This window comes from Streptomyces coeruleorubidus (genome assembly GCF_008705135.1).
GTDB classification, from domain to species: Bacteria; Actinomycetota; Actinomycetes; order Streptomycetales; family Streptomycetaceae; genus Streptomyces; species Streptomyces coeruleofuscus.
In genome coordinates, this window is sequence record NZ_CP023694.1 from 166518 (window position 1) to 184950 (window position 18433).

Genomic DNA, 18433 nt, shown 5'->3' on the forward strand with positions numbered 1-18433 from the left:
GGCTCAGGCGGCCATGCACAGTCCCTCGGACGACGAGGGGGACGACACAGTACGGCGGCCGCCGCCCGAGTACCGCGAGGTGACGCGGATCAGTTCGCCCTGCGCCCTCGACAGCAGGTCGCCGAGGCTCAGTCCGAGGGCGTGGGCGGCGGCCGCGAGGACCTCCGAGGAGGCTTCCTTGCGGCCGCGCTCCACCTCCGAGAGGTACGGCATGGAGATCCGTGCCTCGTCCGCGACGTCCTTCAAGGTCCGCTCCTGCGCGAGGCGTTCCCGCCGCAGGACGTCACCGACCAGGTCACGCCACAAGGGCTCCTTCACGGCGGGAGCCGGTGGCCCCTGGCGTGGCGGAGCGGTGGCCGGACGGGCGGCCTGGGGGCGCGCGCCGGGCGGGCGAAGGGGGATGACGCGGGCTTCGTTCGGCACGTGGTTGCTCACTTCTCCAGCCTAGGAGGCGTGGTCGTCAGGGGAAGGGGCAGGCATTCCGCCCTGGGTGGAATCGCCGAACGGGACGGCGGGCAGGCGGCGTTGGGAGATCCTGACTCCGCTGCACCAGGGGTGCTCGACCGCCCCGGCCGCCGCACGCCACCGAATTTTCCGCGGTTCGGCGGATCGCCGGGCATGTGCAGCGGATAACCGGGTACCCGCCACCCGGAGGGACCTAGGCAGATGTCCGCCCCGACGCTCATGGGAGAGGTAATGGAGACCGCCGTGATCCGGTCGCAGGCACAGGTCGTCGAAGAGAACGCGGAGGCCGGCACGGGTGACGGAGCACTGCCGGGAGTTGTGGACCCGCGGTCCGTGGCCCCGCGGGACGCCAGGCAGTTGTCCCGCCAGTTCTTCCAGCGCCTGACGGAACTCGAAGAGGGCACGCACGAGTACCAGTACGCGCGCAACACGCTGATCGAGATGAACATGTCGCTCGTGCGGTTCGCGGCCGGCCGGTTCCGTGGCCGCGGCGACGACATGGAGGACATCGTCCAGACCGGCATGATCGGCCTGATCAAGGCCATCGACCGGTTCGAGCTGTCGCGCGAGGTCGAGTTCACCTCCTTCGCGCTGCCGTACATCGTCGGCGAGATCAAGCGGTTCTTCCGGGACACGACGTGGGCGGTGCACGTGCCGCGGCGGCTTCAGGAACTGCGCGTGGAGCTGGCCAAGGCCCGCGAGGAACTCGCCAGCCGGCTGGACCGCGAGCCCACCGTCACCGAGCTGGCCACGCTGATGAACATCTCCGAGAAGGAGGTCGTCGAGGGCCAGATCGCCGCGAACGGGTACAACTCGTCGTCGCTGGACGCCGCGCTCACCGGCGACGGCCCGGAGGGCGGCGAAGCGGTCCTGGCCGACTTCATCGGCGTGGAGGAGGACGGGCTGCGGCTCGTCGAGGACTTCCACTCGCTCGCCCCGCTGATGGCGGAGCTCAGCGAGCGCGACCGGCAGATCCTCCACATGCGGTTCGTGGAGGAGGCCACCCAGGCGGAGATCGGGGAGCGGCTGGGCTGCTCGCAGATGCACGTCTCCCGCCTGATCAAGCGGATCATCACGCGACTGCGCGAGGGCATGCTGGGCGAGCTGGGCTGCGCCTGACGCGGCCGGCGGACCAGCGGGTGCCGTCCCCACACGCGGGAGTGGGACGGCACCCGCCACCGTGCCGGCTCCGGGATTCGGGGGGCTCCGGGCGCTTCAAGCGGCGTCGATGGACGGCTCAGTCATCGGTTTCGTCGGTGAGCGGCAGCACGGCGCGTACCCGTTTGCCCACCGGCACCCGCTCCACGCTGACCTGCTCCGCGAGCGCGTGGACGATCTCCAGGCCGTGCCGCCCGACGCGCTCGGGGTTGCGCGGGAAGATGCGGGGCAGTGCGGAGCTGCTGTCGTAGACCGACACCGTCACCGCGGTGTCCGTGCCGACGAGCTCCAGGATGTACGGCCCGTTGCTGTGCCGGTCCGCGTTGGTGACGAGCTCGCTCACGACGAGCTGCACCGCGCCGTCGGTCCGGTCGTCGATGGGCGCGCACCACTCGGTCCTGAGCTGGTCGAGGAAGAGCGCGGCGAAGGACCGCGCCTCGGCGATGCAGCCCTGCTCGCCGGTGTAGTGTGCCGCCCGCCTCAGCGGTTCCACGGGCACGTCGAAACCAGTCGGTATCACTGCCCCGTCCAGGTGGTCGATCATACGTTTCTCTCTGGGAAGCCGGACTGGCCGGACGCTCTGCACAGTGCTCGTACCCCGAGCCGGGCTTCACAGTCCTGACAGGCCTTCGGCCCGTCCGGTGCCCTGGGCATTGTCCCCCGTCCGCGGGGCACCCGGTAGGAATCGGGACCGGCCGAGGGCGGCCGGTCCGATCGCCGGAGGTGCGCGGTGGTCTGGTGGATGTGGCTGGTCGTGGTGGTCGCGGCGCTCGCCGCCGTCACCGTGGTGACGCTCGCCGTGCAGGCCGGCCGGCGCTCGGGGACGGTCATCGCGGTGCGGCGCCGGCCCGGCGGGAAGGGCGAGCGATGAACGAGCTCATGGCGGCACGGAGCCTGACCACCCTGCCGGTGGTCACCCTGGGCGGCGAGGCCGTCGCGCAGGTCAAGGACACCGTCTTCGACGCCGCCGCCGGGCGTGTCACCGGCTTCACGCTCAGCGGCCGGGGACTGCTGTCGGGCCCGTTGAAGCTGAGCCTGCCCTGGGCGGCCGTGCACTCGCTGGGCCATGACGCGGTCATGATCGTCGACGCCGGTGCCCTGGCGGACACGCCCGTCGTGGTGGCACGCCGCGAGGCCCAGCAGGGCCGGGTGCTGCACGCGAAGGTGCTCACCGACGAGGGCGCCGAGGTCGGGACGGTGCTCGACGTGGTCGTCGAGGGCGGCACGAGCGGCCGGGTCGTGGGCTTCCGGATCGCCGCGGGCAAAGCGCTGGTGCAGGGCTCCAGGCGGCGTCGGCACCGGGTGTACGTGCCGCGTGGCGAGACGCTCGCGGTCTCCGGCCGGGCGCTGGTGATCCCGGCGGACGCCACCCGCTACGTGGCCGACGACCTGCCGTCCTTCGCCGCCCGGGTCGGCGCCTTCCACGAGGGGCGGGAGGGGACACCGCCATGATGCTGTTCTCGCAGGCGCGGGGGCTGCCGGTCCTGACGCTGACCGATGCGGACGAGATCGGCGTGCTGAAGTCCCTGACGGTCGACGCCCCGTCGGGTGTCGTCACCCACGTCCGGGTGCGCGGCAGGCACTCCCGCAAGGAGTCCGTGCTGGCCTGGGGCGCCCTGCACGCCATCGGTCCGGACGCCGTGCTCGTCCGCTCGGCCGCCGCCCCGTCCGAGGTGCCGCCGCACCACGAGCTGCCGGGCCTGAGGATCCTCGCCGAGACGGGCGACGAGCTCGGCACGGTCCAGGACGTCGTGTTCGAGCCGGAGACCGGCCGCATCGAGGCGGTCCGCACCGCACACGGCGACCTGCCGTCCGATCGCCTGCTCGGCCTCGGCGACTACGCCCTGGTGGTCCGTGCCGGGTGAGCCGGGACGTGGTCGGGCCGGTTCAGGGGGCCGGGGGCTGGTCCGTCGTGCCGTTCCCGGTGTTGCTCCCAGTGCCGTTCCCCGTATCGTTCCCCGTGTCGTTCCCGGGCGGAGGCTGCGGCGGTTCCGACGTCGGCGGCTCGCTCGTCGGCGGCTCCGACGACGTCCCCGGATCCGAAGTCGGCGGTTCGCTCGTGGGAGGCTCCGACGAGGTCGGGTCGGAATTTCCACTACGAGTTCATTGTGTGCTCCGGTCCCGTGCGGCTCGCAAGCCGACGCGGACGGACCTCCCGACGGGCGTCCGGCGCGGGTGCTGCTTAGCGTGACACCGTGAGTTCGCGCTCCTCCTCCGGCCGGGCACGTACCTCCGGCGAGCGGGCCGTCGCCCGCCACGGCTGGGCGCATGCCCTCCTCACCGTGTTCGGCGGGCTCCTCGCCATGGCGGCGGTGTCCGCTCTGGGTCTGTGGGCGGCCGGGGCGGCGGATCTCCCGGACGGCGCGTTCGCACCGGTCGTCATGGCGACCGTGGTCACCGCCGTCGGGGGCGCCGTGAAGCTCTCCGGGAGCGCCGGAGACCTCGCCGAAACGCAGGCGGGCCTGACCGTCATCCCGCTGTCCGTCACGCTCACCGGGGCGCTGGTGATCGCCTGGGGCTTCCTGCGGCCCCTACGGCACCGTGCGGTCGCCGGTGCCTCGGAGCTGGCCGGCTGGGCCGCCAGGATCGCCGTCCTGTGGCTGCTCGCGCTGATCGGCCTGACGCTGGCCGCCCGCCACACGTTCGACATCTCCCTCGGCAACGACGCGCTGGGCGAACTCGGCGATCTGTTCGGCGCCTCCCCGGAGATCGGCTTCACCACCGACGTTCCGCTGTCCGTGTTCGTCGGCGTGGTGTGGCTGGCCGGTGTGCTGGTGCTGGCCCTGCTGGTGTCGCGCGGCGCCCCGTTGCCGGCCCGGCTGCTGCGCTTCCAGACGTCGGTGCGGCCGGCCGCGTACGCGATGGTCGCGCTGCTGCTCGCCTACGTCGTCATCGGCGTGGTCGTCGGCCTGGTCGTCGCGGTGACCAAGGGGCACGCGGCGGAGACGTTCGCCGTGATCCTGCTCGGCATGCCCAACCTGGTCTGGCTGGCGCTGACGATCGGCCTCGGCGCCACCTGGAACGGCCGGGTGGAGGGGCCGTTCGGGCTGCCCATGCCGCATGTGCTCGACGAGGTGCTGCGCACCCCGGACATCGCCGAACTGAACCTGCGGACGCTCTCCGAGCACGACGGCAGGGTGTGGTGGCTGCTGGTCGTCGACGTGGTGCTGCTGATCGCCGCCGCGTTCGTGATGGCGGCCCGGTCACCGGCCCGGGTCCGGGCCTGGCAGCACGCCGTGCACATGGCGCTCGCGCTCGTGCTCACGGTGTTCATGATCTGCCTGGTCGGGCGCATCTCCGCGCACTTCGGTCTGTCCGTGCTCGGCATCGGCGACCTGGGCGGCGGCCTCGCGGGCGAGTTGTTCCTCAGACCCCGGCTGTGGGGAGCCGTGGGCCTGGCCGTCCCGTGGGGGCTGCTGACCGGGTTCGCGGGGGCGCTGCTGGCACGGCGCGTACGGCGGCGGGGCGAGGTGCGCGCCGAGCGGGCGGGCTGACACCGGGCACACCGACTGCCCTGCGGCCGCTGCGCTGCGCCCGCTGCTCTACGTCCGTTCGAGGAAGACCGGTTCGGCCCAGCGCGGGGGCGGCTTCGGGCGCTCCTCCGCCGGTAGGTGCCCGTCATGGCCGGCATCGAGACGGACGAGGGGCGTTCCGGGGCCGGTGCGGGGCGGCCCGGCAGGACCACGCGCGGTCCGTCGGCCGGATCGCCGAGGCGGATGACGCTGCCGGGTCCGACGTCCCAGTCGTGGATGCGGCGGCCGTCGGCGTAGGTGCCGTTGGGGCTGTTCTCGTCCTCGATGGTCCAGTGCCCGTCGTCGGGTCTCAATACCGCGTGGTGCCAGGAGACCTGGTCGTCGTCGATGACGATGTCGCTCAACGGGTCGCGCCCGACGTGGTAATCGCGGCCCGGAATCATCACTGTGGAGCCCGTCTCGGTCTCCAGGACGAGCTCTGGTGTTACCGACGACTGCCGATTTGCCTGATGCATGACTCGGCGAGCCGCTCAGGCCACGGGAACGCCCAGGGAGGGAGCCGTACGCTGCATCCGCAGGGCGTCCACGGACTCGGCGAGCAGTTCGTACTCGGTGGTGTCGTCGCTGGTGGCGATGCGCACCAGCCGTCCGGCCGCCAACTCCTCGGCGACCCGCTCCTGCTGACCGGGATCGGCGCACCAGGCGCGCAGCAGGGTGGGCACGTCGGGCACGGTCTCGGCGACCGGCACGAGCGCGCCCGGCGGTAAGTGCTCGGCGTCGGGCTGGGGGTCGAGACGCTGGGCGATCCATGAGGCGCGGTCGCGCAGCCACCACAGGGCGAGGGCGAGGGTCGGCGCCCGGTAGGTGCCCAGCGGGACACCGATGCGGCGGCCGTCGCAGACTCCGTACGCCGTTACATGGCACAGAAACTCGTCATGCACGTGACCCTCCCCCGTTGCCCTGCCCGCCTGCCCGGTTTTTCCTGCCCTGCGGCTCGCGTGCTGTGCGTGAGGGCGCCGTCGCTCGATGTGAAGCGCTCTCGCTGGTCAGTATGTTCACTACTGAAACACTGTCACCATGTCTTTCCGGCCACTCTCCTGGCATATTCACACCCCGAGTTGGCCGAAACGCTGCGGGCGGTCGCCCGGGGGCATGACTCCGGAGGTAATCGACGGTCCCGCCGGGTGCGGGCAGGGTGGTCCGTGCCGGTTCGCCGCGAACGGTGATCCAGGCACTGACCAGCAGAGACGACCTTTCGGAGGCTGATCGCCCATGTCCGCACCCGCCCACCGCTACGGGACGCCGTCGCCCGCTACTTCGAGGCCTGGAACGCCGAGGATCCCGCGGCACGGGCGAAGGCGGTCGCCGCCGCCTGGACCGAGGACGGCGGCTACACCGACCCCCTGGCCGACGTCCGCGGCCATGAGCAGATCGTCGCGTTGATCGCGGCGGCCCGTGAGCAGTTCCCGGGGTTGGTGTTCCGGCTCGCCGGCGCCGTCGACGGGCACCACCACATCGCGCGCTTCTCGTGGGAGCTGGTGAGCGAGACCGACGGCTCGGCGCCCGTGGCCGGGTCGGACGTGATCACGCTGGACGAGCAGGGCCGGATCAGGGCCGTGCTCGGCTTTCTCGACCGGGTGCCCGCCGGGGCCGCCTGAGACCGGCGATGAGTTTCCCGGTGTCCGGCGGTCTGCTGTGTGAGAAGCGACCGAACACCGGAGGACACCATGGCCACGACCGGAAAACTGGACGCGGAATTCACCGCGGTCCTGCGCAGGAGCCCCGCCGAGGGCGGCTGGACCTATCTGGTCTGGCCCCGGTCCGTCGAGTTCTTCGGCACCCGCGGCCTGGTCAAGGTCCGCGGGACGATCGACGGGCACCCCTTCCGCAGCTCGTTCATGGCACTGGGCGACGGCACGCACAAGCTGCCCGTGAAGGCCGACGTCCGCAAGGCCATCGGCAAGGAGGAGGGCGACACGGTGACGGTGCGCCTGGAGGAGCGGATCAGTTCATAGAGGCTTCCCGGGGGCGGCGGCTGCCCCCGGGAAGGCCGGGGGCGGCTACTGCTTGACGATCGCGTCGATACGGGCCAGCTCGTCCGCGTCGAAGTCCAGGTTGCCGATGGCTCCGACGCTGTCCTCCAACTGCTGCGGGCTGCTCGCGCCGACCAGCGCGGAGGTGACCCGGCCGCCGCGCAGCACCCAGGCCAGCGCCATCTGGGCCAGGGTCTGGCCACGGGTTTTGGCGATGTCGTTCAGGTCGCGCAGCCGCCCCACCAGCTCCTCGGTGACCGCGTCGGAGTTCAGGAAGGGGCTGTCGCTCGCGGCCCGGGAGCCCTCCGGGATGCCGTCGAGGTAACGGGCGGAGAGCAGGCCCTGCTCCAGCGGGGAGAAGACGATGGAGCCGACCTGGAGCTCGTCGAGGGCGTCCAGCAGGCCCTCGTCCTCGGGGCGGCGGTCCAGCATCGAGTAGCGCGGCTGGTGGATGAGGAGCGGGGTGCCCAGCTCGCCCAGGATGCGGGCGGCCTCGCGGGTCTGCTCCGCGGAGTAGTTGGAGATGCCGACGTACAGCGCCTTGCCCTGCTGCACCGCCGAGTGCAGGGCGCCCATCGTCTCCTCCAGCGGAGTCTCCGGGTCGGGGCGGTGCGAGTAGAAGATGTCGACGTAGTCCAGGCCCATCCGCTTCAGGCTCTGGTCCAGCGAGGACAGCACGTACTTGCGCGATCCCCATTCGCCGTACGGGCCCGGCCACATCAGATATCCGGCCTTGGTGGAGATGACCAGCTCGTCGCGGTAGGCCGCGAAGTCCGACTTCAGGAACTCGCCCAGCGCGGACTCGGCCGCGCCGGGCGGCGGGCCGTAGTTGTTGGCGAGGTCGAAGTGGGTGACGCCGAGGTCGAAGGCGCGGCGCAGGATGGCGCGCTGCGTCTCGACCGGACGGTCCGGGCCGAAGTTGTGCCACAGGCCGAGCGAGAGCGCGGGGAGCTTCAGCCCGCTGCGTCCGGTGCGCCGGTAGGGCATGTCCGCGTAGCGGTCGGGGTGTGCGGTGTACAACGCGACTCCAGAGGGGTTGGCTCGGTCGGGAGGAAACCGGTGTCCACTCTGTCGTGACCTGCGCCCATGCGTCCAACAGAAGAATCCGATGGAATTCAGCGGCTACGCTTCTCAGTCATGGAACTGCGCCACTTGCAGCACTTCGTCGCGGTCGCCGAGGACCAGCACTTCACCCGGGCGGCGGAACGACTCCTGGTGTCCCAGTCCGGCCTGTCGGCCTCGATCCGGGCGCTGGAGCGGGAGCTCCAGACGCCGCTGTTCGTGCGCACGACCCGCCGGGTGACGCTCACCCCGGCCGGTCGGGCGCTCCTCGGCGAGGCCGAGCGGATCCTGGCGCAGGTGCGCGCCGCCCACGAGGCGGTGGCGGCGGTGCAGGGCGTACTGCGCGGCATGCTCGCACTCGGCAGCGAGCAGTGCATCGCCGGGGTGCATGTCGCGGGGCTGCTCGCCACCTTCCGGCATCAGCATCCGGACGTGGAGATCTGTCTGCGGCAGGCCGGGTCGGGCGCCCTGGCGGAGGAGGTCGCGGCCGGGCGGCTCGACCTGGCGTTCGCCGTGCGGACGCAGGCGGACAGCGACCAACTGCGGTCGGTGCCGCTGACCAGCGAGCCGATGACACTGCTGTGCCACGCCAGTCACCGGCTCGCCGCGGCCGGTGCGGCCGTCACGCCGGAGGAGCTGGGCGGGGAGGTGTTCGTCGACTTCCACCCGGACTGGGGTCCGCGCCGCACCACCGACACGGTGTTCGCCGCCGCGGGCGTACGGCGGACCGTGGCCCTGGAGGTGAACGACGTGCACACCCTGCTCGACCTGGTCGACGAGAACCTCGGCGTCGCCGTCGTGCCGCGGCACTTCGCGCACAAACGGGCCTCCCTCACCGCGCTGCCGGTGAAGGGCACCGGCGAGGCGGTCTACGAGACGGTGGCCCTGCTGCCGCCCCGGCAGGCCACCAGCCCGGCGGCCAGGGCGCTGATGGCGCTGCTGGAGGCCTCGGGGGCGTCCCCCGGAACCACCACTGGCACGTCACCGGGGACCGCAAGCGCGTCGCCGGGTACCACGGCCGCGTCGCCGGGGACCGCAGGCGTGCAAACGGAGACCAGCGGCGTGTGAATCGGGACGCACGAGACGCGGTGATGCGCGATGGTGGAGCCATGCATGCGAAGGACATCCTCATCGACGGCTACAACCGCATCCGGGAAGAAGTCCACGCCACCGTGGAGGGCCTCGGGCCCGACGAACTGAGCGCCCGCCCCTCCCCCGACACCAACTCCATCGCCTGGCTGGTCTGGCACCTCACCCGCGTCCAGGACGACCACGTCGCCGACGCCTTCGACCTCGACCAGGTGTGGCTGTCCCAGGACTGGGAGAAGCGCTTCGGCCTCGGTCTGCCCCGCCATGACACGGGCTACGGCCACAGCCCCGCCAAGGTCGCCAAGGTCCGGGTCGACTCCGGTGACCTGCTGACCGGCTACTACGACGCGGTGCACGCGCAGACCCTCGACGCCCTGCGCGGCCTGGCGGCCAAGGATCTGGAGCGCGTCGTCGACGAGCGCTGGGACCCGCCCGTCACCCTGGGCGTACGGCTGGTCAGCGTCCTGTCCGACGATCTCCAGCACATCGGACAGGCCGCCTACCTGCGAGGACTCCTTCAGAGCGCCGCCTCGTAGCCGGGCAGGACCACGTCCCGGATGAGCGCGTTCCGCTCGTCGAACGGGAGGAACGCGCTCTTCAGGGCGTTCACCGTGACCGTGCGCAGGTCCTCGACGGTCCAGCCCGCCTGCTCGACCAGCAGGGACATCTCGCGGGTCATCGTGGTGCCCGACACGAGCCGGTTGTCGGTGTTCACGGTGACGCGGAAGCCGAGGTCCTTCAGCGCGGTGATCGGATGCTCGGCCATGGAGGTCGCGGCGCCGGTCTGGAGGTTGGAGGTGGGGCACATTTCCAGGGCGACACGCCGGTCGCGCACCCAGCCCGCGAGACGGCCCAGCTTGCCGCCGGCGAGGTCGGGGATGTCGTCGGTGATGCGCACGCCGTGCCCGATGCGCTGGGCGCCGCACACCTGAAGGGCCTGGTGGATGCTGGGCAGGCCGTGCGCCTCCCCGGCGTGGATGGTGAACGGCACGTTCTCGCGGCGCAGGTGCTCGAAGGCCGCGAGGTGGTCGGCGGGCGGGAAGCCGTCCTCGGCCCCGGCGATGTCGAAGCCGACGACACCGGCGTCCCGGAACGCCACGACCAGGTCGGCGATCTCCCGGCTGCGGTCGAACATCCGCATCCCGCACAGCAGCGTCCCGACCCGCACCGGCGAGCCCGCGGCCGCCGCCTTGGCCATACCGGCCGCGAGCCCCTCCTGCACGGTCTCGACGACCTCGGGCAGGGCCAGCCCGCCCTTCACCATCAGCTCCGGGGCATAGCGCACCTCGCCGTAGACGACACCGTCCGCGGCGAGGTCGAGCACGTACTCCTCGGCGGTGCGCAGCAGGCCTTCGCGGGTCTGCATCACGGCGAGGGTGTGCTCGAAGGTGGCTATGTAGCGCACCAGGTCGCCGGAGTTCGCGGCCTCGTAGTACCAGGCGGCGAGTTCGGCGGGGTCGGTGGTGGGCAGGGTGTGGCCGACCGCGTCCGCGAGCTCCACCACGGTGGCGGGGCGCAGGCCGCCGTCCAGGTGGTCGTGCAGCACGGCCTTGGGCAGCCGGCGGAGGGTGTCGGTGTCGATGCGGGGCGCGGTCATGTGCGTGTTCCTCGGCAGTGCGTACTCGGTGGGAGTCGGAGTTCTAGTCGGTGGCGGGCTGGAGCAGGTCCCATCGGTTGCCGTACAGGTCCTGGAAGACGGCGACGGTTCCGTACGGCTCGTGCCGGGGCTCCTCCAGGAACGTGACGCCCGCGGCGGTCATCCGGGCGTGGTCCCGGGCGAAGTCGTCGGTGTGCAGGAAGAACCCGACCCGCCCGCCGGTCTGGTCCCCGACCCGGCCGGCCTGCGCCTCCCCCTCGGCACGGGCGAGCAGCAGGCCGGTGCCCGTGCCCGGATTCCCGGGTTCGACGACGACCCAGCGCGACCCGCCGGGCCGGGGAGCGTCCTCGGCGAGCCGGAACCCGAGGGCCTCGGTGTAGAAGCGGATCGCCTCGTCGTAGTCGTCGACGACGAGGGTGACCAGGGCGATACGGCGCATCAGGGCCTTTCGGAGCGTGTGGTTGACGGGTGAGGTTATACGTAACACGCATGGGACGCAAACAGCCCGCCGCGACCCTCGCGCACGCCTGCGCGGGGACGGAGCCGCGGAACGTGTTCGTCGTCCTGGCGGAGAACGGACCGACCGACTGGGCGCTCGGAGAGGGGCGGGCGCAGTATTTCGACACCCCGAGGACCTAGGTCCACGGCCTACACCCTCAGCCCGAGGCGGTCCGCCCGGCCACTCGCTAGCGTCGCGGGCATGAAGATCACCGAGCCACCCCGCCCGCCCGAGCAGCGCAAGGCGGACCTCCTGCACCGTCTGGAGCGGAAGATCGACATCTGGGTCGCCACGGCGGACACCGAAGGCATGCCGTGCCTGGTTCCGCTCTGGTTCGTGTGGCACGACCAGGCCGTGTGGCTGTGCACACGGCTGACCAATCCGACGGGCCGCAATCTGCGGGACGGCCGACGGGCCCGGCTGGCCTTCGGGGACACCCGGGACGTCGTCCTCGTCGACGGTGACGTGGAGACGTTCACGACCCAGGAGGTGCCGTCGAAGGCGGCCGAGGCGTTCCGCGCGAAGACCGGCTGGGATCCGCGCGAGGACCACGCGTCGTACGCGTTCTTCCGGGTGCGGCCGCGCGCGGTCCAGGCGTGGTGCGAGGAGCACGAGCTGCCGCGGCGGCATCTCATGCGGGACGGGGTCTGGGTGGTCTGACCGGTCAACCGGCCTTTCGGCGCGGCGCGTTCAGCCGGTCCAGTTCCCCGTCCGTGAGGCGGATCGCACTCGCCGCCACGTTCTCCACGAGGTGGTCGGGGTTGCCGGTGCCGGGGATGGCGAGCACATGCGGGCCCTGGTGCAGGGTCCAGGCGATGCGGATCTGCGCGTGGCTCGCGCCGTGGGCGCGGGCCACGGCCCGCACCTCCTCGTCATGGGCGGTGGTGGCGCCGCGCTCGCCGCCCTCGCCGGCGACGGCGTAGAACGGCACGAAGGCGATGCCCTGTTCGCCGCAGATCCGCAGCAGTTCGTCGGAGGCGGGATCGGGGCGGTCGAGGGCGTACCGGTTCTGCACGCAGACCACCGGCGCGATGGCCTGCGCCTCGGCGAGGTGGCGGGGCTCGACGTTGGAGATTCCCAGGTGGCGTATCAGGCCCGCCTCGCGCAGTTCGGCGAGGGCGCCGAAGTGCTCGGCGATCGAGTCGTAGGAAGGCATCCGGCGCAGGTTGACCACGTCCAGGTGGTCGCGGCCGAGCTGGCGCAGGTTCTCCTCTACGTGGGCGCGCAGGTCCTCGGGACGGGCCGAGGTGCCCCACTCCCCCGACCAGGTCCGGTACGGGCCCACCTTGGTGACGATGACCAGGTCGTCGGGGTACGGCGCCAGCGCGGTGTTGATGAGTTCGTTGGCGGAGCGCAGCGACGAGAAGTAGAAGGCAGCCGTGTCGATGTGGTTCACGCCCAGCTCGATTGCCTCGCGCAGAACGGCGATCGACCGGTCGCGGTCACTCGGAGTGCCGAGATGGAAGGCGGCGCTGCCCGTCAGCCGCATCGCGCCGAAGCCGAGGCGGTGGACGGGCAGGTCGCCGAGTTTCCAGGTTCCCGCGGCGTCCGCGGTGATCGTCTGTGAGCTCATCGGTGGAGTCTCACACAGGCCTCGCCGTCAGCAGTACAGGTTTCCGCCGGGTGACGTCCCGAGGATCTGCGTGAACCGCTGGTAGTTGTTCACACGGCTCTGCACCTGCGCCGGGTTCTTGCCGTCGCACTCCAGGGAGCCGTTGATGCTGCGGATGGTCTGGCCGAATCCGGCGCCGTTCACCATGGCGTTGTGCGGGGTCATGGTGCCGGGGCCGGTCTGGGTGTTCCAGTACCACAGGGCCGTCTTCCAGGCGACGGCCGCGTCGTTCTGGACCAGCCAGGGGTTGTTCAGCAGGTCGATGCCGAGCGCGTCGCCCGCGGCCTTGTAGTTGAAGTTCCAGCTGAGCTGGATCGGGCCGCGCCCGTAGTAGGCGGCCTGGCCGGCCGGACAGCCGTAGGGGCGGCTCCAGTCGCAGTAGTGCGGGTAGTTGGCCGTGTTCTGCTCCACCACGTGGACCAAACCGCCGGTCTCGTGGCTGACGTTGGCGAGGAAGGCGGCGGCTTCCTGCTTCTTCACCGTGTCGCTGCCGGTGTTGGCGAAACCGGGGTAGGCGCTCAGGGCGGCGGTGAGACCGCTGTAGGTGTAGAAGGGATTCCGGTTCGGGAACATCTGCTTGAACTCGCCTCGGTCACGACGAAGCGCGCGTTGGGCGTGCCCGGACCGCTGTCGCAGGCGTAGGGCTCCCAGTACCAGGTGCTGATGGTCGGGTCGTAGCCCGGGTTGGCGTGCTCGGCTCTGTACGCCTTGCCGTCGGTGTAGCGGACGATGTCGCCGGCGGCGTACGACTTCCCGGCGACCCAGTTGGGATAGCTGGAGCACGCGGCGGCGGAGGCGTTGGTGGCGGGCAGGAGCACCGGCGCGGTGCCCGCGAGGGCGAGGGCGGCCAGGACGGCGGAGACACGGCGTCTCGACACGGGATCAACTCCTTTGCGGGACACGGCCGCACCCGTCGCGGGCAGGGCGGAGCAGAGCCTTCGCCGCACGCACCGGGAGGACCGGTCACGGCGTGGGCGCGGCCGTGGTGGGGGGTGTCGGAGGCACACTCAACCGCGTTGGTCTGTACCAGTCAAGGGTGTAGACCAGTCATCTGTGCACCGGACGGCTCGGCCGCGCCCGGGGAGGTCGCCGGCGGGCTTGGGCGTCGTGCAGGGCGTCACGGGCTGGCGCATCACCTCGGTGCGCCAGGCACGGGCGGGCAACGACTTTGTCTGGCCGCGGCGTACGGCACGGGCGGCCTGCGGGTACGCGCACCGGTCCGACGGGGCTGTCGCCGGCGAGGTCTGTCTCCCGCTCAACGCGGCCCGCCACGGCATCGAGGCACCCGCCCTCGGCAGCCTCGGCGAGTCCTTACGAGGGTGTGCTTTTGCAGGCCGCGCCGCTGAAGCTGGCCGGGACGCTGCACGGATCGGCGATCGGCACGGCGGCGGGCGCGGTGTCGTACGAGGGCCCGCGCGGACTGTTGCACCTGGGGGACAGCCATGTCCGCAGCGCATCTAACCGGCCTGCGCCGACGGGCTCGACTTCGACGTGCTGACGGAACTGGACCTGCGCGGCGCGCGTCCTCGACGGGGTCGGTCGGACGACACACCCCGGGATCGACACCCCGCGCCGCGGGAGCGCGAGAATTCCTCCCATGAGCTCCGCATCCCTCGCCTCCCCGCCCCATCCCCTCGTCACCCGCGCACAGCGGCTGGCGCACGATCTCCTCGTCCCGCAGGCCGAACGCGTCGACCAGGAGGGGGTGCCGGCGAGCCACATCGAGGCGGTGCGGCGGTCGGGTCTGCTCGGGCTGGGCGCGCCGAAGGAGTACGGCGGGGCGGACGCGCCCGCCGCCGTGGCGCGGGAGGTCGCGGAGATCCTGGCCGGGGCGTGCTGTTCCACATGGTTCGTGCAGACACAGCACCACACTCCGGTGAAGCTGCTCGCCACATACGACTCGCCGGTCCGGGAGAAGCTGCTGCGCCCGCTGGCGACCGGCGAGTCGCTGGCCGGTATCGCGTACGCGCACGTCCGTGCCTTTCCCCACGTGCCCGTGCGGGCAGTGCCCGAGCGGGGCGGCTGGCGCTTCGAGGGCAGGGTGCCCTGGTACACGGGCTGGGGTCTGAACGACGTGATGCTGCTGGCGGGTGTGACGGACACGGCCGAGGTGGTGTTCGTCGGCGCCGAGGCCCGCGAACAACCAGGGATGCGTCCGTCGGCGCCGATGCGGCTCGCGGCGCTCACCGCCGCCCGTACGGTCTCCCTGGAGCTGGACGGCCTGTGGGCGCCGGAGGACGCGGTCGTGCTGCGCACCCCGCAGGAGCAGTTCGCCCTGGTCGATCTGCCCAGGGCCGCCAACACCAGTCCGGCCGTGTTCGGAGTGGCGAGCGCGGCGCTCGACCTGGTGGCGGACACCCCGGACGGCCGGGAGCCGGCCCGGGCACTGCGGGCCCGGCTCGACGAGGTCCGGCGGGAGGCCTACGCCCTGGCCGACCACCCCGTCCCGCACGAGTGCGTGCCGGAACGCCTGGCGCTGAAGACACGGGCGTACGACGTGCTGAGGGCGGCCACGACCGCCGCGATCGTGGCCGGGGGCGGCCGGTCCATGGCCCTGGACAGCCGGGCGCAGCGGCTGGCACGCGAGGGGATGTTCCTGCTCGTGCAGGCCCAGACGGCCGAGGCACGCCGGACGCACCTCGGCGCGCTGGCGTCCGGCTAGCCGAGGCGGGGCAGCACCGACGGCTTGGACGAAGGCGGGGTCGTTGGTGTAGTTGGCGATGCCGCCGGCGTGGTCGAGGAGCTGCCGCAGGACGATCTCGTCACCGTCGTAGCCGTTGCCCCGCACCAGGCCCCGGCAGCCACCGCTCGACCGTGTCGTCCAGGCTCAGTCTGCCTTCGGCCTCCAGTTGGAGCACGCCCTTGCCGATCAGGTCGCGCAGTGCCGTGCGGGTCGCCTCGTGGTCGCGTTGCGGCTGTGCCGCGTGCGCGGACGGGGCGAGTGCCGCCGTTCCGGCCGCAGCGCCACGGCCAGGCCGAATGAGACAGTGCGTGAAGCCCGCTGCTTCATGGGTGTGTGCCTCCCGTTCACCGAGGGGCAGGGCTAGCCCCTCGGTGCGGATGACGCCCAACACGGGCTTCTGGGTTGATCGTTGGGGCGGGAGGCCGAGGTCCTAGCTGGCGAAGGGTGCGAGCACGGCGGGTTCGGTGGGTGCGGTGGGCGCGGCGTCCTTGTCCGCGGGGTGCCGCCACAGCCCTTGCGCGGCGAGGCGCGGGAGCACGCCCTCGCCGAACCAGTACGCCTCCTCCAGGTGGGGGTAGCCGGAGAGGATGAACTCGTCGATACCGAGGGCCTGGTACTCCTTGATCCGCTCCGCGACCTCGTCGTGGCTGCCGACCAGGGCAGTGCCCGCGCCGCCGCGCACCAGGCCGATGCCGGCCCACAGGTTGGGGTGGATCTCCAGGCGCTCGCGGCTGCCGCCGCCGTGCAGGGCGAGCATGCGCCGCTGGCCCTCGGACTCGCTGCGGGCTAGCCCGGCCTGCACCGACGCCACGGTCTCCGGGTCGAATCCGTCCAGCAGCCGGTTCGCCTCTGCCCAGGCCTGCTCGGCGGTGTCGCGGGTGATGACGTGCAGCCGGATGCCGAAACGGAGGGTGCGACCCTCGGCGGCGGCCAGCGAACGGATCCGGTCGAGCTTCTCGGCGACCTGGGCGGGCGGCTCACCCCAGGTGAGATAGACGTCGGCGTGCCGGGCGGCGATCTCACCGGCGATGGGCGAGGAGCCGCCGAAGTACACCTGGGGAACGGGGTCGGGCACGCGGGAGAGTTTCGCGCCCTGCACCTGGAGGTGCTCACCGTCCAGGTCGACGGACCGGCCCCGCCACAACTCCCTTACTACATGCAGGAATTCACCGGTCCTGCGGTACCGGCTGTCCTTGTCCAGGAAGTCGCCGAAGGCGCGTTGTTCCTGGTTCTCGCCGCCGGTGACGACGTTGAGCAGCAGCCGTCCGCCGGTCTGCCGCTGGAAGGTGGAAGCCATCTGCGCGGCCAGGGTGGGCGAGATCAGTCCGGGCCGGAAGGCTACGAGGAACTTCAGGCGTTCGGTGTGCTGGCTGACCATCGCCGTGGTGAGCCACGCGTCCTCGCACCAGGCGCCGGTGGGTGTGAGGGCCCCGGCGAAGCCCACCTCCTCGGCGGCGCGGGCGATCTGGCTCAGGTAGGCGACCGTCGGCGGCCGGTCCCGGCCGGATGCGGTGGCCGGGGTGCCGTGGCCGCCGCCGACGACATGGCGGCTGTCGCCGTTGGTGGGCAGGAACCAGTGGAAGGTGAGGGACACGGGGATCTCCGATCGATGTGGAACGTTCGTCGGCGCGGCGGCCGGCGGGTGTCAGCCCGCCACGGCCAGGAGCGGGGTGCGGTCGAGCGCCGCGGAGAACTGGTCGACGACCTGGGCGAGCGCCTCGGTGGCGGCCGGCGCGACGGACAGGAATCCGTCGTCGTGCACGGTGATGTCCTTGTCGAGGGTGAACCAGCCCTGCACTATGTGGGCCGCGCCCATGGAGGTGAGCACCGGGCGCAGGGCGTAGTCGATGGCGAGGACATGGGCGATGCTGCCGCCGGTGGCCAGCGGCAGCACGGTCTTGCCGGTGAGTGCGTACTGCGGGAGCAGGTCCAGCAGTGCCTTGAGGACACCGGAGTAGGAGGCCTTGTAGACGGGGGTGCCGACGACGACGCCGTCGGCACGTGCGAACAGGTCTGTGGCCTCGACGATCGCGGGGTGCCGGAAGTCCGCGCCCAGCAGCGCCTCGGCGGGGATGGCGCGGACGTCGAGGGGGATCACGTCATGGCCCTGCGCGGACAGCCGCTCGTCCAGGTGACGCAGAAGTCGGCCGGTGCGGGAGGATGCGGAGGGGCTGCCGGAGACGGACAGGACGGTGGCCATGGGGTCTCTTTCCGGGAGAGGGCGCGACTGCGCGTGGGAACGCCGAATTCAGGGACGCCGCATTCAACGGGCGTGACTGAGTGCGGAATTCAGGCGTGAGGAAAAGGCACCGCGGATGACGTGCCGTCGGCGCGACGTTGATCAGCCGACGGCGATTACGGCGGTGAGGAGAAGCGGCGAGCCGGGAGACTCAGGCTGCGGCGCAACAGGAAGCGCTGGAGACGCGCGCGAGGTCGACATGGCGTCGCCGCGTGAGGTCCAGTCGCATGGTCATGCCATGGATCGTGGCAGTGGAAGACGACGGCCGTCAAGGAGATCGCGGCTCGTCTCGTATCCCGGACCCTGGATTTCGGGACCTTGGATTTCAGGACCCTGGAATTCAGTCGTCGTCCGACGGGACCACTACGAGGAAGGCGTCCGACTCCAGGTCCATCACGACGGTGGCCGGCTCGCCCTCGGCGCGGCGGCGCGCCGCGTACTCCTCCGCCGGCCATGATCCGCGCGGAGCTCCCGCCGGGAACCGCTCCAACACCTTCGCGCCGATGGCCGCAGACACGTCCGC

Annotated in this window: 23 protein-coding genes and 3 pseudogenes; 12 read left to right on the forward strand and 14 right to left on the reverse strand. The window is 71.7% G+C overall.

Going from position 1 to position 18433, the window contains the following annotated elements:
* Nucleotides 1-3 precede the first annotated feature (3 nt).
* Entirely contained in the window at nucleotides 4-435 is a 432-nt protein-coding gene (locus CP976_RS00815) for a helix-turn-helix domain-containing protein (RefSeq protein ID WP_150478525.1), read from the reverse strand.
* 261 nt (nucleotides 436-696) lie between these two features.
* Here CP976_RS00815 and CP976_RS00820 point away from each other — a divergent pair, with 261 nt between their 5' ends.
* Nucleotides 697-1584, forward strand: coding sequence for an RNA polymerase sigma factor SigF (locus CP976_RS00820; protein ID WP_150478526.1), 888 nt, complete (start codon nucleotides 697-699; stop codon nucleotides 1582-1584).
* A gap of 118 nt (nucleotides 1585-1702) precedes the next feature.
* On the opposite strand, the gene CP976_RS00825 is transcribed toward CP976_RS00820, so the two are convergent.
* On the reverse strand, nucleotides 1703-2167 hold the full coding sequence (locus CP976_RS00825) for an ATP-binding protein (protein WP_150478527.1): 465 nt from the start codon (nucleotides 2165-2167) through the stop codon (nucleotides 1703-1705).
* 186 nt (nucleotides 2168-2353) lie between these two features.
* Between CP976_RS00825 and CP976_RS42730 the strand changes: the two genes are divergently transcribed.
* The 4 genes from CP976_RS42730 (at nucleotide 2354) to CP976_RS00840 (ending at nucleotide 5117) form a co-directional block, all read left to right on the forward strand.
* Nucleotides 2354-2494, forward strand: a complete 141-nt coding sequence (locus CP976_RS42730) for a hypothetical protein (RefSeq protein ID WP_167537247.1) — start codon at nucleotides 2354-2356, stop codon at nucleotides 2492-2494.
* Nucleotides 2491-3075: a PRC-barrel domain-containing protein gene (locus CP976_RS00830; RefSeq protein WP_086854998.1), complete on the forward strand. Its 585-nt coding sequence runs from the start codon at nucleotides 2491-2493 to the stop codon at nucleotides 3073-3075. Before CP976_RS42730 ends, CP976_RS00830 begins: the two co-directional genes overlap by 4 nt.
* Nucleotides 3072-3488, forward strand: a complete 417-nt coding sequence (locus tag CP976_RS00835) for a PRC-barrel domain-containing protein (RefSeq protein ID WP_150478528.1) — start codon at nucleotides 3072-3074, stop codon at nucleotides 3486-3488. Before CP976_RS00830 ends, CP976_RS00835 begins: the two co-directional genes overlap by 4 nt.
* Before the next feature lie 330 nt (nucleotides 3489-3818).
* Nucleotides 3819-5117, forward strand: coding sequence for a streptophobe family protein (locus CP976_RS00840; protein WP_150478529.1), 1299 nt, complete (start codon nucleotides 3819-3821; stop codon nucleotides 5115-5117).
* A gap of 50 nt (nucleotides 5118-5167) precedes the next feature.
* On the opposite strand, the pseudogene CP976_RS00845 reads toward CP976_RS00840, so the two are convergent.
* Nucleotides 5168-5611: pseudogene (locus CP976_RS00845) on the reverse strand (FHA domain-containing protein); the annotation flags it as partial.
* A 15-nt stretch (nucleotides 5612-5626) separates the two neighbouring features.
* Nucleotides 5627-6037, reverse strand: a complete 411-nt coding sequence (locus tag CP976_RS00850) for a hypothetical protein (RefSeq protein ID WP_150478530.1) — start codon at nucleotides 6035-6037, stop codon at nucleotides 5627-5629.
* Between the two features lie 331 nt (nucleotides 6038-6368).
* On the opposite strand from CP976_RS00850, the pseudogene CP976_RS00855 reads away from it, so the two are divergent.
* Together CP976_RS00855 and CP976_RS00860 are read left to right on the forward strand one after the other, a co-directional pair.
* Nucleotides 6369-6754: pseudogene (locus CP976_RS00855) on the forward strand (nuclear transport factor 2 family protein).
* A 69-nt stretch (nucleotides 6755-6823) separates the two neighbouring features.
* Nucleotides 6824-7111 carry a DUF1905 domain-containing protein gene (locus tag CP976_RS00860; RefSeq protein WP_150478532.1) on the forward strand — a complete coding sequence of 96 codons (288 nt, stop codon included), beginning with the start codon at nucleotides 6824-6826 and terminating at the stop codon, nucleotides 7109-7111.
* 45 nt (nucleotides 7112-7156) lie between these two features.
* Here the strand turns inward: CP976_RS00860 and mgrA are convergent, their stop codons facing one another.
* Nucleotides 7157-8149, reverse strand: coding sequence for an L-glyceraldehyde 3-phosphate reductase (mgrA, locus tag CP976_RS00865; RefSeq protein ID WP_150478533.1), 993 nt, complete (start codon nucleotides 8147-8149; stop codon nucleotides 7157-7159).
* A gap of 117 nt (nucleotides 8150-8266) precedes the next feature.
* Here mgrA and CP976_RS00870 point away from each other — a divergent pair, with 117 nt between their 5' ends.
* Nucleotides 8267-9259, forward strand: coding sequence for a LysR family transcriptional regulator (locus tag CP976_RS00870; protein ID WP_229876657.1), 993 nt, complete (start codon nucleotides 8267-8269; stop codon nucleotides 9257-9259).
* Between the two features lie 41 nt (nucleotides 9260-9300).
* Complete coding sequence (locus CP976_RS00875; protein WP_059415566.1) at nucleotides 9301-9816, forward strand: mycothiol transferase; 516 nt, start codon at nucleotides 9301-9303, stop codon at nucleotides 9814-9816.
* Here CP976_RS00875 and CP976_RS00880 read toward each other — a convergent pair.
* Nucleotides 9798-10877: an adenosine deaminase gene (locus CP976_RS00880; protein ID WP_150478534.1), complete on the reverse strand. Its 1080-nt coding sequence runs from the start codon at nucleotides 10875-10877 to the stop codon at nucleotides 9798-9800. The genes CP976_RS00875 and CP976_RS00880 overlap by 19 nt on opposite strands.
* 43 nt (nucleotides 10878-10920) lie before the next feature.
* Nucleotides 10921-11316 (reverse strand): VOC family protein, encoded by a 396-nt coding sequence (locus CP976_RS00885; protein ID WP_150478535.1) that lies wholly within the window; start codon nucleotides 11314-11316, stop codon nucleotides 10921-10923.
* Nucleotides 11317-11366: 50 nt separating this feature from the next.
* On the opposite strand from CP976_RS00885, the gene CP976_RS00890 reads away from it, so the two are divergent.
* Nucleotides 11367-11516 carry a tautomerase family protein gene (locus tag CP976_RS00890; RefSeq protein WP_208838919.1) on the forward strand — a complete coding sequence of 50 codons (150 nt, stop codon included), beginning with the start codon at nucleotides 11367-11369 and terminating at the stop codon, nucleotides 11514-11516.
* Between the two features lie 61 nt (nucleotides 11517-11577).
* Nucleotides 11578-12036 (forward strand): pyridoxamine 5'-phosphate oxidase family protein, encoded by a 459-nt coding sequence (locus CP976_RS00895; protein WP_150478536.1) that lies wholly within the window; start codon nucleotides 11578-11580, stop codon nucleotides 12034-12036.
* Nucleotides 12037-12040: 4 nt separating this feature from the next.
* Here the strand turns inward: CP976_RS00895 and CP976_RS00900 are convergent, their stop codons facing one another.
* Both CP976_RS00900 and CP976_RS00905 read right to left on the reverse strand, forming a co-directional pair.
* A complete protein-coding gene (locus tag CP976_RS00900) occupies nucleotides 12041-12949 on the reverse strand; it encodes an oxidoreductase (RefSeq protein ID WP_167537248.1) in 909 nt (302 codons plus the stop codon).
* Nucleotides 12950-12976: 27 nt separating this feature from the next.
* Nucleotides 12977-13866: pseudogene (locus CP976_RS00905) on the reverse strand (glycoside hydrolase family 19 protein).
* A gap of 719 nt (nucleotides 13867-14585) precedes the next feature.
* On the opposite strand from CP976_RS00905, the gene CP976_RS00915 reads away from it, so the two are divergent.
* Entirely contained in the window at nucleotides 14586-15650 is a 1065-nt protein-coding gene (locus CP976_RS00915; RefSeq protein ID WP_150478538.1) for an acyl-CoA dehydrogenase family protein, read from the forward strand.
* Between the two features lie 100 nt (nucleotides 15651-15750).
* Here the strand turns inward: CP976_RS00915 and CP976_RS00920 are convergent, their stop codons facing one another.
* The 5 genes from CP976_RS00920 to CP976_RS42735 all read right to left on the reverse strand — a co-directional run bounded on the left by CP976_RS00920 (nucleotide 15751) and on the right by CP976_RS42735 (nucleotide 18427).
* A complete protein-coding gene (locus CP976_RS00920; RefSeq protein ID WP_483025172.1) occupies nucleotides 15751-16059 on the reverse strand; it encodes a hypothetical protein in 309 nt (102 codons plus the stop codon).
* Nucleotides 16060-16101: 42 nt separating this feature from the next.
* Nucleotides 16102-17265 carry an LLM class flavin-dependent oxidoreductase gene (locus CP976_RS00925; RefSeq protein WP_150478539.1) on the reverse strand — a complete coding sequence of 388 codons (1164 nt, stop codon included), beginning with the start codon at nucleotides 17263-17265 and terminating at the stop codon, nucleotides 16102-16104.
* Between the two features lie 51 nt (nucleotides 17266-17316).
* Nucleotides 17317-17871, reverse strand: a complete 555-nt coding sequence (ssuE, locus tag CP976_RS00930) for an NADPH-dependent FMN reductase (RefSeq protein ID WP_150478540.1) — start codon at nucleotides 17869-17871, stop codon at nucleotides 17317-17319.
* Between the two features lie 190 nt (nucleotides 17872-18061).
* Nucleotides 18062-18145 (reverse strand): putative leader peptide, encoded by an 84-nt coding sequence (locus tag CP976_RS44600; RefSeq protein WP_356032329.1) that lies wholly within the window; start codon nucleotides 18143-18145, stop codon nucleotides 18062-18064.
* Between the two features lie 105 nt (nucleotides 18146-18250).
* On the reverse strand, nucleotides 18251-18427 hold the full coding sequence (locus CP976_RS42735; protein WP_167537249.1) for a hypothetical protein: 177 nt from the start codon (nucleotides 18425-18427) through the stop codon (nucleotides 18251-18253).
* Between the last annotated feature and the right edge of the window lie 6 nt (nucleotides 18428-18433).

Bases quoted from the DNA above. Each gene is read 5' to 3' on its own strand.
- CP976_RS00895 (WP_150478536.1), top strand. From the start codon at position 11,578: ATGAAGATCACCGAGCCACCCCGCCCGCCCGAGCAGCGCAAGGCGGAC.
- CP976_RS00915 (WP_150478538.1), top strand. From the start codon at position 14,586: ATGAGCTCCGCATCCCTCGCCTCCCCGCCCCATCCCCTCGTCACCCGC.
- CP976_RS00825 (WP_150478527.1), bottom strand. From the start codon at position 2,167: ATGATCGACCACCTGGACGGGGCAGTGATACCGACTGGTTTCGACGTG.
- ssuE (WP_150478540.1), bottom strand. From the start codon at position 17,871: ATGGCCACCGTCCTGTCCGTCTCCGGCAGCCCCTCCGCATCCTCCCGC.
- CP976_RS00860 (WP_150478532.1), top strand. From the start codon at position 6,824: ATGGCCACGACCGGAAAACTGGACGCGGAATTCACCGCGGTCCTGCGC.
- CP976_RS00875 (WP_059415566.1), top strand. From the start codon at position 9,301: ATGCATGCGAAGGACATCCTCATCGACGGCTACAACCGCATCCGGGAA.
- CP976_RS00890 (WP_208838919.1), top strand. From the start codon at position 11,367: ATGGGACGCAAACAGCCCGCCGCGACCCTCGCGCACGCCTGCGCGGGG.
- CP976_RS00880 (WP_150478534.1), bottom strand. From the start codon at position 10,877: ATGACCGCGCCCCGCATCGACACCGACACCCTCCGCCGGCTGCCCAAG.
- CP976_RS00830 (WP_086854998.1), top strand. From the start codon at position 2,491: ATGAACGAGCTCATGGCGGCACGGAGCCTGACCACCCTGCCGGTGGTC.
- CP976_RS00870 (WP_229876657.1), top strand. From the start codon at position 8,267: ATGGAACTGCGCCACTTGCAGCACTTCGTCGCGGTCGCCGAGGACCAG.
- CP976_RS00900 (WP_167537248.1), bottom strand. From the start codon at position 12,949: ATGAGCTCACAGACGATCACCGCGGACGCCGCGGGAACCTGGAAACTC.
- CP976_RS44600 (WP_356032329.1), bottom strand. From the start codon at position 18,145: ATGACCATGCGACTGGACCTCACGCGGCGACGCCATGTCGACCTCGCG.
- CP976_RS00885 (WP_150478535.1), bottom strand. From the start codon at position 11,316: ATGCGCCGTATCGCCCTGGTCACCCTCGTCGTCGACGACTACGACGAG.
- CP976_RS00835 (WP_150478528.1), top strand. From the start codon at position 3,072: ATGATGCTGTTCTCGCAGGCGCGGGGGCTGCCGGTCCTGACGCTGACC.
- CP976_RS00820 (WP_150478526.1), top strand. From the start codon at position 697: ATGGAGACCGCCGTGATCCGGTCGCAGGCACAGGTCGTCGAAGAGAAC.